16 protein-coding genes are annotated in these 15,753 nt (G+C 65.4%); 12 read left to right on the top strand and 4 right to left on the bottom strand.

Annotated features, from left to right (window positions below; all coding sequences use genetic code 11):
• Window positions 1-61 precede the first annotated feature (61 nt).
• A complete protein-coding gene (gene dprA, locus I6F33_RS27035; RefSeq protein ID WP_225144636.1) occupies window positions 62-1,204 on the top strand; it encodes a DNA-processing protein DprA in 1,143 nt (380 codons plus the stop codon).
• 142 nt (window positions 1,205-1,346) lie between these two features.
• Here dprA and I6F33_RS27030 read toward each other — a convergent pair whose 3' ends face one another.
• Window positions 1,347-1,787, bottom strand: coding sequence for a helix-turn-helix domain-containing protein (locus tag I6F33_RS27030; protein ID WP_225125087.1), 441 nt, complete (start codon window positions 1,785-1,787; stop codon window positions 1,347-1,349).
• 83 nt (window positions 1,788-1,870) lie between these two features.
• Here I6F33_RS27030 and I6F33_RS27025 point away from each other — a divergent pair, with 83 nt between their 5' ends.
• The gene (locus I6F33_RS27025; protein WP_225144635.1) at window positions 1,871-2,479 is read left to right on the top strand and encodes an FMN-dependent NADH-azoreductase; all 609 of its coding nucleotides are present in this window, start codon (window positions 1,871-1,873) and stop codon (window positions 2,477-2,479) included.
• A gap of 61 nt (window positions 2,480-2,540) precedes the next feature.
• Here the strand turns inward: I6F33_RS27025 and I6F33_RS27020 are convergent, their stop codons facing one another.
• A complete protein-coding gene (locus I6F33_RS27020) occupies window positions 2,541-3,314 on the bottom strand; it encodes an SDR family oxidoreductase (protein WP_225144634.1) in 774 nt (257 codons plus the stop codon).
• 119 nt (window positions 3,315-3,433) lie between these two features.
• Between I6F33_RS27020 and I6F33_RS27015 the strand changes: the two genes are divergently transcribed.
• On the top strand, window positions 3,434-3,901 hold the full coding sequence (locus I6F33_RS27015; RefSeq protein WP_225144633.1) for a helix-turn-helix domain-containing protein: 468 nt from the start codon (window positions 3,434-3,436) through the stop codon (window positions 3,899-3,901).
• Between the two features lie 155 nt (window positions 3,902-4,056).
• Here I6F33_RS27015 and I6F33_RS27010 read toward each other — a convergent pair whose 3' ends face one another.
• Window positions 4,057-4,296 carry a hypothetical protein gene (locus tag I6F33_RS27010; protein WP_036039304.1) on the bottom strand — a complete coding sequence of 80 codons (240 nt, stop codon included), beginning with the start codon at window positions 4,294-4,296 and terminating at the stop codon, window positions 4,057-4,059.
• A 228-nt stretch (window positions 4,297-4,524) separates the two neighbouring features.
• On the opposite strand from I6F33_RS27010, the gene topA reads away from it, so the two are divergent.
• The 8 genes from topA to I6F33_RS26970 all read left to right on the top strand — a co-directional run bounded on the left by topA (window position 4,525) and on the right by I6F33_RS26970 (window position 13,514).
• Window positions 4,525-7,293 carry a type I DNA topoisomerase gene (topA, locus tag I6F33_RS27005; protein ID WP_225144632.1) on the top strand — a complete coding sequence of 923 codons (2,769 nt, stop codon included), beginning with the start codon at window positions 4,525-4,527 and terminating at the stop codon, window positions 7,291-7,293.
• Window positions 7,294-7,313: 20 nt separating this feature from the next.
• Complete coding sequence (gene rnr / locus I6F33_RS27000; protein WP_225144631.1) at window positions 7,314-9,662, top strand: ribonuclease R; 2,349 nt, start codon at window positions 7,314-7,316, stop codon at window positions 9,660-9,662.
• Window positions 9,656-10,096 (top strand): DUF983 domain-containing protein, encoded by a 441-nt coding sequence (locus I6F33_RS26995; RefSeq protein WP_036015117.1) that lies wholly within the window; start codon window positions 9,656-9,658, stop codon window positions 10,094-10,096. Before rnr ends, I6F33_RS26995 begins: the two co-directional genes overlap by 7 nt.
• Before the next feature lie 29 nt (window positions 10,097-10,125).
• Window positions 10,126-10,878, top strand: a complete 753-nt coding sequence (locus tag I6F33_RS26990; protein WP_225144630.1) for an NUDIX domain-containing protein — start codon at window positions 10,126-10,128, stop codon at window positions 10,876-10,878.
• A 247-nt stretch (window positions 10,879-11,125) separates the two neighbouring features.
• Complete coding sequence (locus I6F33_RS26985; RefSeq protein ID WP_225113850.1) at window positions 11,126-12,451, top strand: LLM class flavin-dependent oxidoreductase; 1,326 nt, start codon at window positions 11,126-11,128, stop codon at window positions 12,449-12,451.
• 125 nt (window positions 12,452-12,576) lie between these two features.
• On the top strand, window positions 12,577-12,744 hold the full coding sequence (rpmG, locus tag I6F33_RS26980; protein WP_007603295.1) for a 50S ribosomal protein L33: 168 nt from the start codon (window positions 12,577-12,579) through the stop codon (window positions 12,742-12,744).
• A 279-nt stretch (window positions 12,745-13,023) separates the two neighbouring features.
• Window positions 13,024-13,254, top strand: coding sequence for a DUF3551 domain-containing protein (locus tag I6F33_RS26975; protein ID WP_074448008.1), 231 nt, complete (start codon window positions 13,024-13,026; stop codon window positions 13,252-13,254).
• A 2-nt stretch (window positions 13,255-13,256) separates the two neighbouring features.
• Window positions 13,257-13,514: a DUF3551 domain-containing protein gene (locus I6F33_RS26970; RefSeq protein WP_346657215.1), complete on the top strand. Its 258-nt coding sequence runs from the start codon at window positions 13,257-13,259 to the stop codon at window positions 13,512-13,514.
• 27 nt (window positions 13,515-13,541) lie between these two features.
• On the opposite strand, the gene I6F33_RS26965 is transcribed toward I6F33_RS26970, so the two are convergent.
• Window positions 13,542-14,780 (bottom strand): MFS transporter, encoded by a 1,239-nt coding sequence (locus I6F33_RS26965; protein ID WP_225144629.1) that lies wholly within the window; start codon window positions 14,778-14,780, stop codon window positions 13,542-13,544.
• Between the two features lie 130 nt (window positions 14,781-14,910).
• Here I6F33_RS26965 and I6F33_RS26960 point away from each other — a divergent pair, with 130 nt between their 5' ends.
• Window positions 14,911-15,519 (top strand): TetR/AcrR family transcriptional regulator, encoded by a 609-nt coding sequence (locus tag I6F33_RS26960; protein ID WP_346657214.1) that lies wholly within the window; start codon window positions 14,911-14,913, stop codon window positions 15,517-15,519.
• The last annotated feature ends 234 nt before the right edge of the window (window positions 15,520-15,753 follow it).

The raw sequence follows: 15,753 nt of genomic DNA, 5'->3' as shown, positions 1-15,753 counted from the left end.
AGCATCGCAGCGAGGTCGTGCAAGCGCACGTCCCTGTTGCGCAACGCCCTCTGGTTGTTCCATGCTGTCCCTGCAAGGAGACGCCGTGGACGCCATCAATTCAAGCGTGGAGCTGACCGAGGCTGAGCGGATCGACCGGCTGCGGCTGATCCGTTCCGACAATGTCGGGCCGCGCACCTTCCGCTCGCTGGTCGATCATTTCGGCAGCCCGCGCGCCGCGCTGGAGCGGCTGCCCGATCTCGCCCGCCGCGGCGGCGCGGCGCGATCGGCGCGCATCTGCAGCGCGGATGAAGCAAAGGCCGAGCTCGCCGCGAGCCGCAAGTTCGGCATCGCCTGGCGCGCGCCCGGCGAGGACGGCTATCCGGAGCGGCTGGCGATGATCGACGATGCGCCGCCGCTGCTCGCGGTGCGCGGCGACACCAAATCCCTGATGCGGCCGATGATCGCGATCGTCGGCTCACGCAACGCCTCCGGCGCCGGCCTCAAATTTGCCGGCCAGCTCGCGCGCGAGCTCGGCGAAGCCGGCTTCGTGGTCATCTCCGGGCTCGCCCGCGGCGTCGACCAGGCCGCGCATCGCACCAGCGTCGAGAGCGGCACGATCGCGGTGCTCGCCGGCGGCCACGACTGCATCTATCCGCCCGAGCATGGCGACCTGCTCGCCGCGATCCTCGACCACGCCGGCGCTGCGATCTCCGAAATGCCGCTCGGCCATGAGCCGCGCGCCCGCGACTTTCCCCGGCGCAACCGATTGATCTCGGGCGCTTCGCTCGGCGTCGTCGTGGTCGAGGCGGCGCACCGCTCGGGCTCGCTGATCACGGCACGCATGGCGGCCGAACAGGGCCGCGAAGTGTTCGCCGTCCCGGGCTCGCCGCTCGATCCGCGCGCCGCCGGCACCAACGACCTGATCAAGCAGGGCGCAACGCTGGTCACCGAAGCCGCCGACATCATCAACGCGGTTCAGCCGATCATGGAGCGGCCGCTGATGCATCCCGCGGGCGAGCCCGACAGCGAGCCGTTCGAGAGCGATCCGCAAAGCCATGATCGCGACCAGATCACCGCCCTGCTCGGCCCGGCCCCTGTTACAATCGACGACCTCGTCCGGATGTCCGGCGCCTCGCCTGCGATCGTGCGCACCGTGCTGCTGGAGCTCGAGCTCGCCGGCAAGCTCGAACGTCACGGCGGCGGATTGGTGTCGCTGGTTTAGCCTCCCCAGGTGTCATTCCGGGGCGCGACGAAGTCGCGAGCCCGAAATCCATTCATCCATTTGATCTGTGGCCAAATGGATTCCGAGCTCCCTCGCTTCGCTCAGGCCCCGGAATGACGGGATGAACTATCGAGGCGCAACGCTAGCCGTCGTTGCGCTGGTCGAACTTCGTGCGCGCGGCCTCGATCTGATCCAGATGGTCCTTCGCCCATTTGCCGAGCGCCTCGACGGGGCGCGACAGGCCGCGGCCGAGATCGGTCAGCTCATAGTCCACCCGCGGCGGGATGGTCGGAAAGATCGTGCGCGTAACGAGGCCGTCGCGCTCGAGGCCGCGCAGCGTCAGGGTCAACATCCGCTGCGAGATGCCGTTGATCATGCGCTTGAGCTCGTTGAAGCGCTTTGGCCCGTCGCTCAGCATCATGATGACGAACACGCTCCATTTGTCGCCGACGCGGGACAGCACGGAGGCGACCCCACGGCAGTCCGCATGGTTGGGGTCCGGCATCGGCCTGGTATCCAGCCTCGGATTTGGCCGCGGCGGTGCGGGCAATTCAGTGTGCGCAGGTTTCAATGATGTGCCCATGGCTCAAAAAAGTGCGTTCTTGCGGGGACTTCGACAGTCACTCATGTAGCTCTGGTTACAAACTTATACCAGGGTGACCCCACATGAAACTCCTCCATATCGACTCCAGCGTGCTCGGCCCCCACTCCGTCAGCCGGCAGGTTTCCGGCGCCATCGTCGACCGGCTCCGGCAGGCGACGCCCTCGCTTCAGGTGGTCTATCGCGATCTGAGCCAGACTCCGCTCGCCCACCTCTCCGGCTCGCATCTGGCGGCCGCGCAAGGCGCCCCCGCGCCGGCGGAACTCGGGCCCGACCTTGCCGCAAGCGCGGCGGCGCTGGAGGAGTTCCTGGCCGCCGACATCGTCGTGATCGGCGCGCCCATGTACAATTTCACCATTCCGAGCCAGCTCAAGGCCTGGATCGACCGTATCCTGGTGGCGGGGAAGACTTTCAAGTACGGCGCGGCCGGGCCGGAGGGGCTCGCCGGCGGCAAGCGGGTGATCGTGGCCATCTCGCGCGGCGGCCACTACGGAGCAGAGACGCCTTACGCAGCCGGCGAGCATCTCGAAACCTACCTGCGCTGGGTGTTCGGCTTCATGGGTATCACCAGCGTCGAATTCATCCCGGCCGACGGCATCCAACTCGGGCCGGAGCACCGGGAGAAGGCGATCGCTGGTGCGCTCCAATCGGCAACAAGCCTGAGCGCGGCCTAGCCGTGGCTAACACTTCGGGCGCAACGCGAATGTTGCGCCCGAGCAGGTTCGCTTGATTTGATCAGCCGCGATAGATCGGCGCGCCGCTCGGCGAGGCCACCGCGCCGCCATCGACGAAAATCTCCTGGCCCTGCACATGCGCGGAATCGTCGGAGGCGAGGAACAGCACCGTCTTCGCCACGTGATCCGTTTCACCGATGCGGCCGAGCGGCGTCGACAGTGCGATCCGCTTCTCGAACGCCTTCTCGGCTTCCGGCGTCGCGGTCGCAGGCCCCCAGATCGGGGTGCGGATCGCACCCGGCGCGACCACGTTGACGCGGATGCCGCGCGGCGACAGTTCTGAAGCCATGATCCGCGCCATCGCCCGCACGCCGGCCTTCGCCGCGCCATAGGCCGAGTAGCCGGGAATGCCGAGCACCGAGATTACCGAGCCGTTGAGGATGATCGAGGCGTTGTCGTTGAGATGGGGCAGCGCGGATTGAACGGTGAAGAACACGCCGGTCAGATTGGTGCTGATCACCTTTTCGAATATCTCTGGTGTCGCCGATCCCAGCGGTGTGCCGCCGGCGATGCCGGCATTGGCGAACACGATGTCGAACCTGCCGAATTTCTCCGCGCCCTGCTTGATTGCAGCTTCCGTCGCCGCGATGTCCGTCGCGTCGGCTGGCAGCGCGAGCGCGTTCGGCCCGAGCTCCTTCGCGGCCGCCGCCAGCGTCTCCTTGTTGCGCCCGGTGATCACCACCTTGGCGCCTTCTGCCACGAACAGTTTTGCCGTTGCCAGCCCGATGCCGCTATTGCCGCCGGTGATCAGCGCCGTCTTGTCCTTCAGTCTCACGCTCGCCTCCAGTAGTTGCATAATGAAACTAAGTTGCCATCTAGGCCATTTGGTTTTATGATGCAACCACACAAGCGCGTGATCGGCGCTGGCGGCGTGTGAATGCGAAGGGACGAACGATGGTGAAACGGACGAGCTTCGAGGGTGATGCCTGCCCGATCGCGCGGTCGCTGGAGGCGCTCGGCGACTGGTGGTCGCTCTTGATCATCCGCGAGGCGCTGTTCGGCGTCCGCCGCTTCGGCGAGTTTCAGAACAAGCTCGGCATGGCCAAGAACATCCTGGCGGCGCGGCTGCGATCGCTGGTCGACCACGGCATTCTCGAAACCGCCCCCGCCTCCGACGGCAGTGCCTATCAGGAATATCTGCTGACGCCGAAGGGCCGCGGCACTTTCCCGATCCTGGTCGCGCTGCGGCAGTGGAGCGAGGAGTTCGACGACCGCCCCGAGGAGATTGCGACGATGCTGGTCGATCGCGAGAAGGGCCGTCCGGTGAAGAAGCTGGAAATGCGCGCCGAGGATGGGCGGCTGCTCACGCCGGCGGAGACCACGCTGAAGCCACGACCGTCGTCGCGACGTCGGTCGGCGTGATTGTGGCACCGCCCCACGACGTCATTGCGAGGAGCCCTTGCGACGAAGCAATCCAGAATCCCACCGCGGCAAGACTCTGGATTGCTTCGCTTCGCTCGCAATGACGGGGGAGAGAGCGGCGCTCAAGTCTCTCACGATCACCGGGGAGCCCACTCTCACGACAGCTTGCGCTTGGTCCGTAGCCGCAGGTGCTCGTCGGCCTCGAGCTTGGTCATGCCTAAGAGATAATGCAGCACGTCCAGCTTGTGGCGCTCGGCCAGCTTGCGTAAGGCCCCGGTCTGCTCGGCGATGAAGGCCACGGCCTCGTCCGCACCGCCCTCCCCCGGTTCCTCGTGACGCGTGCCCCCCGGCGCGCCGGATCCGGCGCGCGCCCGTTTCTTTCCTGGCCTGGTCACCAGAACCCCACCCGAATCCATGCCCCGACAGGACATTACGCCCACATCAACCGCAACTCCAAGGTGGTATTCTGCAACTTTTTCGATATGAAACTTTTCCCATTGCGGCGCCTTTCAACACCCCACGATTTGACAGGGGGCCGCTCACCACCCATGTTCGGGTCGAAACGGCCGACCCGAGTCCTTTCGTTTTCGGCCCAAGATTTTCCCGTAAGCCACTGGAACTAAATGAATATCGTCATTGTGGAGTCGCCGGCGAAAGCCAAGACGATCAACAAATATCTGGGCTCGTCCTATGAGGTTCTGGCCTCGTTTGGCCATGTCCGCGATCTCCCGGCGAAGAATGGTTCCGTCGATCCCGACGCCAATTTCAAGATGATCTGGGAGGTCGACCCCAAGGCGGCCGGCCGCCTCAACGATATCGCGAAGTCGCTGAAGGGCGCCGACCGCCTGATTCTCGCCACCGACCCCGATCGCGAGGGCGAAGCCATCTCCTGGCACGTGCTCGAGGTGATGAAGGAGAAGCGCGCGCTGAAGGATCAGAAGATCGAGCGCGTGGTGTTCAACGCCATCACCAAGCAGGCCGTCTCGGAAGCGATGAAGCATCCGCGCGAGATCGACGGCGCCTTGGTCGACGCCTACATGGCGCGCCGCGCGCTCGACTATCTGGTCGGCTTCACCCTCTCCCCCGTGCTGTGGCGCAAGCTGCCGGGCGCCCGCTCGGCCGGCCGCGTGCAGTCGGTGGCGCTGCGCCTCGTCTGCGACCGCGAGCTCGAGATCGAGAAGTTCGTAGCCCGCGAATATTGGTCGCTGATCGCGACCCTGCTCACCCCGCGGGGCGACGCCTTCGAGGCCCGCCTCGTCGGCGCCGACGGCAAGAAGATCCAGCGCCTCGACATCGGCACCGGCGCGGAAGCCGAAGACTTCAAGAAGGCGCTGGAACTGGCGACTTACGCGGTCACCGCGGTCGACGCCAAGCCGGCCCGGCGCAATCCGCAGGCGCCCTTCACCACCTCGACGCTGCAGCAGGAAGCCAGCCGCAAATACGGCTTTGCCCCGGCGCACACGATGCGCATCGCCCAGCGTCTTTACGAGGGCATCGACATCGGCGGCGAGACCACCGGACTCATTACTTATATGCGTACCGACGGCGTGCAGATCGCTCCCGAGGCGATCACCCAGGCTCGCAAGGTGATCGGCGAGGATTACGGCAACGCCTACGTGCCGGATAGCCCGCGCCAGTACCAGGCCAAGGCCAAGAACGCCCAGGAAGCGCACGAGGCGATCCGCCCGACCGACCTCTCCCGCCGCCCCGACAGCATGAGCCGCAAGCTCGATGCCGATCAGGCCAAGCTGTATGAGCTGATCTGGAAGCGCACCATCGCGAGCCAGATGGAATCCGCCGAGCTCGAGCGGACCACCGTCGACATCACGGCGAAGGCAGGCTCCCGCACATTGGAGCTGCGCGCCACCGGCCAGGTCGTCAAGTTCGACGGCTTCCTCGCGCTCTACCAGGAAGGCCGCGACGACGAGGAGGACGAGGATTCCCGCCGCCTGCCCGCGATGAGCCAGGGCGAGGCCGTGAAGCGCCAGAGCCTGTCCGTCACCCAGCATTTCACCGAGCCGCCGCCGCGCTTCTCGGAAGCATCGCTCGTCAAGCGCATGGAAGAGCTCGGCATCGGCCGGCCCTCGACCTATGCCTCGATCCTCCAGGTCCTGAAGGACCGCGGCTACGTCAAGCTGGAGAAGAAGCGTCTGCACGGCGAGGACAAGGGCCGCGTCGTGGTCGCCTTCCTCGAAAGCTTCTTTGCCCGCTATGTCGAGTACGACTTTACGGCGAGCCTCGAAGAGCAGCTCGACCGTATCTCCAACAACGAGATCTCCTGGCAGCAGGTTCTGAAGGACTTTTGGACCGGCTTCATCGGCGCCGTCGACGACATCAAGGAGCTGCGCGTCGCCCAGGTGCTCGACGTGCTCGATGACATGCTGGGCCAGCACATCTATCCGCCCCGCGCCGATGGCGGCGATATCAGGCAGTGCCCGAACTGCGGCACCGGCCGGCTGAACCTCAAGGCCGGCAAGTTCGGCGCCTTCGTCGGCTGCTCGAACTATCCGGAATGCCGCTACACCCGTCAGCTCGCCGCCGATGGCGAGGCGACTGCTGACCGTTCGCTCGGCCAGGATCCCGACACGGGTCGCGATGTCTGGGTCAAGGCCGGCCGCTTCGGCCCCTATATCCAGCTCGGCGAGCAGAAGGATTATGAGGAAGGCGAGAAGCCCAAGCGCGCCGGCATTCCGAAGGGCACCTCGCCCAGCGACGTCGATCTCGAGCTTGCGCTGAAGCTGCTGTCGCTGCCGCGCGAGATCGGCAAGCATCCGGAGACCGGCCAGCCGATCACCGCGGGCCTCGGCCGCTTCGGACCGTTCGTGAAGCACGAGAAGACCTATGCGAGCTTAGAGGCCGGCGACGAGGTGTTCGACATCGGCCTCAATCGTGCGGTGACGCTGATCGCGGAGAAGGTTGCCAAGGGCCCGAGCCGCCGCTTCGGCGCCGATCCCGGCAAGGCGCTCGGCGATCATCCGACGCTTGGCACCGTCACCGTGAAGAGCGGCCGTTACGGCGCCTATGTCACCGCGGGCGGCGTCAACGCGACCATCCCGGCCGAGTTCGAGAAGGACACCATCACGCTGCCGCAGGCGATCACGCTGATCGACGAGCGCGCCGCCAAGGGTGGCGGCAAGGGCGGCGGCAAGGCCAAGAAGGCGGCGAAGCCGGCCAAGGCCAAGAAAGCGTCAGAGAAGGCTGCGGACGGCGAGGACGCCGCACCGAAGCCGAAGAAGCCGGCTGCGAAGAAAGCCGCGGCCAAATCCAAATCCGAATCCACCAGCAAGGCGCGCGCCGCCGTGCCGTCGACCGCAAAGACGTCGCCGACCAAGGCAGCCGCCACCAAGAATCCGGCAAATACTCCGGCCAAGAAGAGTGCCGGCAAGACCTGAGATCAAGAATTAGAGGTTAAGTGAAACCAAAGACAGACCGTGGCTTTCCCGACAGGCAAGCCATCGTCGCCTTCATCAAGGCAAATCCAGGAAAGGTCGGGACTCGCGACATCGCGCGCGAGTTCGGCCTGAAGAACGCCGATCGCGCCGAGCTCAGGCGCATGCTGCGCGAGCTCGCCGACGACGGCATCATCAAGAAGAAGCGCCACAAGGTCTCCGAGCCGGACGCGCTGCCGCCGACGCTGCTCGCCGACATCACCGGCCGCGACTCCGATGGCGAATTGATCGCCTCCCCCGCCGAATGGGACGAGGTCGAGAACGGCGAGCCGCCAAAGATCCTCATCGAGATGCCGCGCCGGCCGAGGCCCGGCACCGCCGCCGGCGTCGGCGACCGCGCGCTGCTGCGCGTCGAACGCAGCGATGACGATGAAGGTCCCGCCTATCGCGGCCGCATCATCAAGGTCATCGACAAGGCCAAGAGCCGCATCCTCGGCGTCTTCCGCAGCCTGCCGGAGGGCGGCGGACGGCTCGTCCCCGTCGACAAGAAGATGGCCGACCGCGAGCTAAACATCGCGAGGACCGATACGGGCGGCGCTGAGGATGGCGACCTCGTCAGCGTCGACATCGTCCGCACCCGCGGCTTTGGCCTCGCCTCCGGCCGGGTGAAAGAGAAGCTCGGCTCGGTCAAGTCGGAAAAGGCGATCAGCCTGATCGCGATCTACGCCCACGACATCCCCTTGCAATTCTCCTCCGCCGCCGAGCGCGAGGCGGAAGCGGCAGAGCCCGCCAATCTGAAAGGCCGCGAGGACTGGCGCGACGTCCCGCTCGTCACCATCGATCCGCCCGACGCCAAGGATCACGACGACGCGGTGCATGCCGAGCCCGATCCGGATCCCAACAACAAGGGCGGCTTCATCGTCAACGTCGCCATCGCCGATGTCAGCTTCTACGTGCGGCCGGGCACGGCGCTCGACCGCGACGCGCTCGACCGCGGCAACTCGGTCTATTTCCCGGACCGCGTCGTGCCGATGCTGCCCGAGCGCATCTCCAACAATCTCTGCTCGCTGGTGCCCGGCGAGCCGCGCGGCGCGCTGGCGGTGCGCATGGTGCTCGGCCCCGACGGCCGCAAGCGCTCGCACAGTTTTCATCGCATCCTGATGCGGTCGGCCGCCAAGCTCGCTTACGCGCAGGCGCAGGCCGCGATCGACGGCCGGCCTGATGACACCACCGGCCCCCTGCTCGATCCGATCCTGAGGCCGCTCTATGCCGCCTATGCCTGCGCCAAACGCGCGCGTGACGAGCGCGATCCGCTCAATCTCGATCTGCCCGAGCGCAAGATCCTCCTGAAGAGCGACGGCACCGTGGATCGCGTCGTGGTCCCCGAGCGTCTCGATGCGCACAAGCTGATCGAGGAGTTCATGATCCTCGCCAACGTCGCCGCAGCGGAGACATTGGAGAAGAAATCGCTGCCGCTGATCTACCGCGTGCACGACGAGCCGACCTTGGAGAAGGTTCACGCGCTCGCGGAATTCCTGGAGACGCTGGACGTTCCCTTCGCCAAGTCCGGCGCGCTCCGCCCGACCACGTTCAACCGTGTGCTGGCTCAGCTCGAAGGCCACGACTATTACCCGCTGGTGAGCGAGGTCGTGCTGCGCGCGCAGGCGCAGGCCGAATATTCCTCAGAGAATTACGGTCACTTCGGCCTGAACCTGCGCCGCTATGCGCATTTCACCTCGCCGATCCGCCGCTATGCCGACCTCGTCGTGCACCGCGCGCTGGTGCGTGCGCTTGGCCTTGGCGCAGGCGCCCTGCCCGACAGCGAGACGCCGGAAAGCTTGAGCGAAGTCGCCGCGCATATCTCGCTGACCGAGCGGCGCGCCATGAAGGCGGAGCGCGAGACCGTCGACCGCCTGATCGCCCATCACCTCGCCGACCGCATCGGCGCCAGCTTCCAGGGCCGCGTCTCCGGCGTCACCCGCGCCGGCCTGTTCGTGAAGCTCAGCGAGACCGGCGCTGACGGGCTGATCCCGATCCGATCCCTCGGCACGGAATATTTCAACTATGACGAAAGCCGCCATGCCCTCGTCGGCACGCGCAGCGGCACCATGTACCAGCTCGGCGACGTCGTCGACGTCCGCCTGATCGAGGCCGCTCCCATCGCGGGCGCGCTGCGTTTCGAGCTGCTGTCGTCCGAGACCGACAGCGGCCCGCGCCAGCGCAGGCCGCTCCGTCCGCAGCGCAAATCGTCCAAGCCGCAGCCCGGACGCAGCCCGGAGCGAAAACGCAAGCCGGAGAAGAAAAAGTCCGGCAAGGGAAGGAAGGCCAAAGGAAAGAACAAGGGTAAGGGCAAGAAGGGCAAGGCATGGTGACGATGAGCACGGCACCAAAGATCTGGACGCGCGAGAACGGTCTCGTCGAGAAGCGCGACGTCTGGTCAGCAATGAAGCGCGGCTTCCGCGGCCGCTGCCCGCGCTGCGGCGAAGGCAAGCTGTTCCGCGCCTTCCTGAAGACCGCCGACCATTGCGCCAAATGCGGCCTCGACTTCACCCCGCATCGCGCCGACGATCTGCCTGCCTATCTCGTCATCGTCATCGTCGGCCACATCGTGGTGCCGGCCATCCTCTGGATCGAGACCAATTATTCGACGCCGGTCTGGCTCAGCTTCGCAGCCTATCTGCCCTTCACCTTCGTCGCCTCGCTCGCGCTGCTGCAGCCCGTGAAGGGAGCTGTGGTCGGCTTGCAATGGGCTCTGCGCATGCACGGGTTTGACGACAACCCTCCCGATGGTATTCCGCCTGTGTAAACACGTAAAAGAACAGTTCGGGTGAGGACATGACCGATATTTCGCAGGCCGAGGAGAAGACCAAGGTTCACGAGGAGAAGGAAGCCGATCATCATCCTTACTTCCGCCCGAAGGATGCGGCGACGCTGATCCTGGTCGACCGCAGCGGCGCCATTCCGAAAGTGCTGGTCGGCAAGCGCCACGACAAGGTGGTGTTCATGCCGGGAAAATTCGTCTTCCCGGGCGGGCGCGTCGACAAGGCCGATTATCGCGTGCCCTGCGCCGCGCCCATCACCGCCGAACTGGAAGCCAATCTCGCCAAGGGCAGCCCGAAGACGCCGGCCTCGCGCGCGAAATCGCTCGCCATTGCCGCCATCCGCGAAGCCTGCGAGGAGACCGGCCTCTGCCTCGGCCGCAAGGCCGAAGGCAAAGTGCCGAAGCTCGAAGGTCCCTGGCAGCCGTTCGCGGATGCGGGCCTGCTGCCTGATCCCTCCAGCCTGTTCCTGATCGCGCGCGCAATCACCCCGCCCGGCCGCGTCAAGCGCTTCGACACGCGTTTCTTCACCGCCGATGCCTCTGCGATCACCCACCGCGTCGAAGGCGTGATCCATGCCGATGCGGAGCTGGTCGAATTGGTCTGGGTCGAGCTCGGCTCAAAACCGCTCGCCGATCTGCATCCGATGACGCGCAACGTGCTCAACGAGCTCGACACCCGCCTCGCCACCGGCCCGCTCCGTCACGACGCGCCGGTGCCGTTCTTCCACTTCTACGCCGGCAAGATGCAGAAGGACGTTTTGAGCTAGTTGGCGCGCTGGGGCGTAGTTCGATCAAGTCTATCCTCCGTCATTCCGGGGTGCGCCTCTTGGCGCGAGCCCGGAATCCATACTCCGGATGGTGGTTATGGATTCCGGGCTCGCCGCTCCGCGTCGCCCCGGAATGACGTGCTGAGAGAGCTACGAAAAACAAAAAATTCTTCCCGTCTCCCCCAATGGCGGAGTTCCCACTCATGCCTATGTCTTTGCGAGCGTCACCAAGAACGGACACCGGGCGATGGCACAAAGGCAACTCAAGCTTGGCGCGTTCATGCGCCCGATCAGCATCCACACCGGCGCCTGGCGCTATCCCGGGGCCTGGCCCGACGCGAATTTCAATTTCGGCCATATCAAGACGCTGATCCGAAAGCTCGAGGCCGGCAAGTTCGACGCCTTCTTCATGGCCGATCACCTCGCCGTGCTCAACATGCCGATCAACGCGCTCAAGCGCAGCCACACCGTGACCTCGTTCGAGCCGTTCACCCTGCTGTCGGCTTTGTCAGCCGTGACCGAGCGCATCGGCCTGATCGCGACCGGCTCGACCACGTTCGACGAGCCCTATCACGTCGCGCGCCGCTTCGCCTCGCTCGACCATCTCAGCGGCGGCCGCGCCGGCTGGAACATCGTCACCACCTCGAACCCGGACGCGGCGCTGAATTTCGGCCTCGACGATCACATGGAGCACGCCGAGCGCTACAAGCGCGCCCGCGAGTTCTACGACGTCGTCACCGGCCTCTGGGACTCCTTCGCCGACGATGCCTTCATGCGCGACGTCGAGAGCGGCCTGTTCTTCGATCCCGCCAGGATGCACACCCTCGACCACAAGGGCAAATACTTCAAAGTGCGCGGCCCCCTCAACATCGCCCGCCCCGTGCAAGGCTGGCCCCTGATCGTGCAGGCCGGCGCCTCCGAAGACGGCAAGCAGCTCGCCGCCGAGACCGCGGAAGCAGTGTTCACCGGCGGCGGCAGCCTCGCCGACGGCCAGAAACTCTATGCCGACATCAAGGGCCGCATGGAGAAGATCGGCCGCGACCCCGAGCACCTGAAGATCCTCCCCGGCGCCTTCGTCGTCGTGGGCGACAGCGTGGATGAGGCCAAGGAGAAGCGCGCTTTGCTCGACAGCCGCGTGCATTACGACAGCGCCATTGCCTCGCTCTCCGTCATCCTCGGCACCGATGCCTCCGGCTTCGATCCCGATGGGCCGCTTCCCGAAATCCCCGAGACCAATGCCAGCAAGAGCGGCCGGCAGCGCCTGGTCGATCTCGCCGCCCGTGAGAAGCTCACCGTGCGCCAGCTCGCCCAGCGCGTCGGCGGCTATGGCGGCCTGTCCTTCGTCGGCACCGCCAAGACCATCGCCGACCAGATGGAGGAATGGCTGGTCGGACGCGGCTCCGACGGCTTCAACATCATGTTCCCGTTCCTGCCTGCCGGTCTCGACGATTTCGTCGACAAGGTGGTCCCGGAGCTGCAGAAGCGCGGGATTTTCCGCAAAGAGTACGAAGGGCCCACTTTGAGGGAGAATCTGGGCCTGCCGCGGCCGAAAAACCGGTTCTTTGCGGCCTAATGGGCCCGATTTGAGCGGTTTCCGCCGCCTGAAACCTTGACTTCCCGCCGTTTCTGACTAGGTTGCCGGCCAACGCGGGCCGTTTGGCCGGCTCCAGATTCCCCTGATATTCTGAGGTTCAGAACATGGCCAAAGCGGTCACCATCAAGGTCAAGCTCGTGTCCTCGGCCGACACCGGCTTCTACTACGTTGCCAAGAAGAATTCGCGCACCATGACCGACAAGCTGGTCAAGAAGAAGTACGACCCGGTCGCGCGCAAGCACGTCGAATTCCGCGAAGCCAAGATCAAGTAAGATCGCGGCGTAGCGCGCTAAGGTTTTTTGCGGGGCCCTTGCGGGCCCCGTTGTCGTTTCGGCTCGCATGTCCCTGCTCATGTACCCTGCTACCCAGCGCTGCGCTGCTTAGCGCAGCGAAGCAAATCCGGACCGGCTCTGCGAGATCACACGTGGGACACTCCGGCGTGACGAGAGGAACTCGCTTGAGTCGTGGTTGTTGAGCCAGCATCGTCAAGCGGCTATCTTTCGGAGCGAACCTCTTGCGTTGCCGCTCAACTGACTTGATGGGAGAATCGCATGCGCATCGCTCTGCTCATTGTCGTTATGGTCATCGGATTTTCTTCCGCAGCAAACGCTCAGTATGACTATCCCTGGTGCGTTTTTGGCGGAGGGCTCGGCGCTTCCGGAGACTGCATGTATTCGACGCGGGAACAGTGCCTGGCCTCGGCATCCGGGCGATCGAACACCTATTGCGATGTGAACCCGCGCGTGAGGTTCAAGCAGCACGCTCCGCAGCGGCCGCGCTGATCATGATGCGCGCGCTTGCCTGTCTGCTCTTCGTCCTGATCACCATGTCCGCGCCCGGTCCAGCGGCAGCGCAGCGGTTCGGCGGCAATTTTCCGGTATGTCTGCAGGAGTGGGAATGGGGCGGCGGCACCTACATCTCTTGCCAGTATCGTTCATTTGACGAATGCAGAGCCAGCGCGGCGGGCCGTTCGGCGATGTGCCTCGACAATCCTTACGCGCAACGCACGCCCAACCCGGGACGCAGCGCGCGTCCTCGGTAGTGCAATGTAGCTAGCGCCGCCGTCCGCCTACGCCGCCTTCAGCACCGGCGCCGGCGGCTGCGACGGCCTGATCAGCGCGAACACGACCTGCACGATGCCGCCGGCAAGGCCGAGCGCGACACCGATGCGCCAGGCCATGGTGTAGGAGCCGAGCGCGTCGTAGAGCAGCCCGCCTCCGTAAGCGCCGAGGAAGCTGCCGATCTGGTGGCTCATGAAGGCGAGGCCCTGGATCATCGCCTGCCAGCGCAGGCCGAACATCTCGGCGACCGCGCCCGCGACCAGCGGGCCGACGCCCATCCACAGAAAGCCCATGATCGCGCCGAACAGCAGCGTCGAGAACGGGCTTGCCGGCAGCATGAAGTACCAAGCGAGTGCGAGCGAGCGCAGGATGTAGATCCCGCCCAAGAGCGCCAGCTTGTTCCAGCGCTGGCCGGCCCAGCCGAAGAACAGCGAGCCCAGCACGTTGAAGCCGCCGATCATGCCGAGCGTCTGCGCGCTCAGCATCGGATCGAGGCCGCAGATCGCGAGGTACGACGGCAGATGCGTGGTGAGGAACACGAGCTGCATGCCGCAGACGAGATAGGCGCAGGTCATCACCACGAAGGAGGCATTGCCGAACGCGGTCCTCGCCGCGGCTGCAGCCGTGGCCTCATCGATCTCGTCGGCCGCCGGCTTCGGCAACGGAATCTTGTCGACGCGCCCGGCATACCAGGCCGCAGGGATCATCAGCACCGACATGATGACGAAGCCCGCGAGCCCGACGCGCCAGCCAAAGCCCTCGTTGAGCATCTGTCCGATCGGAGCCGACAGCAGCGCGCCGAGCGAGCCCGCGCCGGAGACGATGCCGAGCACGGTCGAGCGCACCGTCTCCGGCACCGCACGTGCCGCCACCGACATCGCGATCGCCGCCGCGGTGCAGGCGAGCGAGGTCCCGATCAGCACGCCGGCGCCGATCATGATGCTGAGAAGCCCATTCGCCGTCGCCATCAGCGCGAGGCCCGCGATGTACATCAGCGCGCCGGCGATCATGATCGGGCGGAAGCCGTAGCGCACGGTGAGTGCACCGGCGGGCGGCTGCAGGAAGCCCCAGGCGAGGTTTTGCACGGCCAGTGCAAGCGTGAAATCCGAGATCGAAATGTGGATGTCGTGCGTCAGCGGCTGCATGAAAATGCCGAGCGACTGCCGCAGCCCCATGCTCAGCGTCAGCATGATCGAGGCGCCGATCAGGATCGGCAACGTCGGACGCAGAACCTGCAGCAGGGGCATTTTTCTTCTCCCTTTTGGGCGCGGCACGCGTGCCGTCGTCTGCTTTTGCCGATGTTTTTGGGTACACAGACCTGTGCACTTAGGCTATAGATGGAAGCGGCTGTCAAGCGAACAGGACGCTTAGCTCCGCATGGCTCCCCCGCCTGCCCCACAGACGATGAAAGAGCGGATCCTTCGGACCGCCGACAAGCTGTTCTATCTGCAAGGCATTCGCGCCATCGGCGTCGATACTATCGCGGCCGAGGTCGGCATCTCCAAGCGCACGCTCTACAACCACTTCCCGTCCAAGGACGCGCTGATCACCGCCTATCTCGAGCGCCGCTTTGTCAGCGCACGCCCCTCCGACAAGCCGCCCGCCGAGCAGATCCTCGGAACGTTCGATTCGCTGGAGCAACGCTTCGCGGCGAAAGACTTTCGCGGCTGCCCGTTCGTCAATGCGGTCGCCGAGCTCGGCCCCGGCGACCGCGCCGTGAAGAAGATCGCGATCGCCTTCAAGGAAAGCCGCCGCCTCTGGTTTCGCGACCGCCTGACCGAGCTCGGCGTTGCGGATGCGGAGGCTCTCGCGACGCAGCTCGTGCTGCTGGTCGACGGCTCCATCGCGCAGGACCTCGTGCGCGATGATCCGGCGATGGCCAGAGCCGCGAAGGAAGCGGCGAAGGTGCTGCTGCGGAATGCGGGGGTGGATGTGGGCGAGGATGCGAACCCGGCGGAGAAACGGAGCAAGCGCGCTCCAGACTAACCGCTGTCGCCTGATCGCTCGCTGTCATCACCCGCGAAGCGGGTGATCCAGTATTCAAGAGACAGTGAAGCTAGACCCGAGAAGCTGCGGCGTACTGGATTCCCCGCTCCAGTGCGCGACTGCGCACAAGGCGGGGAATGACACCGGGATTTGTGGAGAAAGCGCGGGCGCCTGACTACCCGTCAGGACCATTTCGCGACCCTACCAATATGCTCCTGTTTTGCCCAACGGGTC

It is taken from the genome of Bradyrhizobium sp. BRP20, from assembly GCF_020194215.1.
GTDB classification, from domain to species: Bacteria; Pseudomonadota; Alphaproteobacteria; order Rhizobiales; family Xanthobacteraceae; genus Bradyrhizobium; species Bradyrhizobium yuanmingense.
This window is presented reverse-complemented; position numbering and strand designations above follow the sequence as displayed.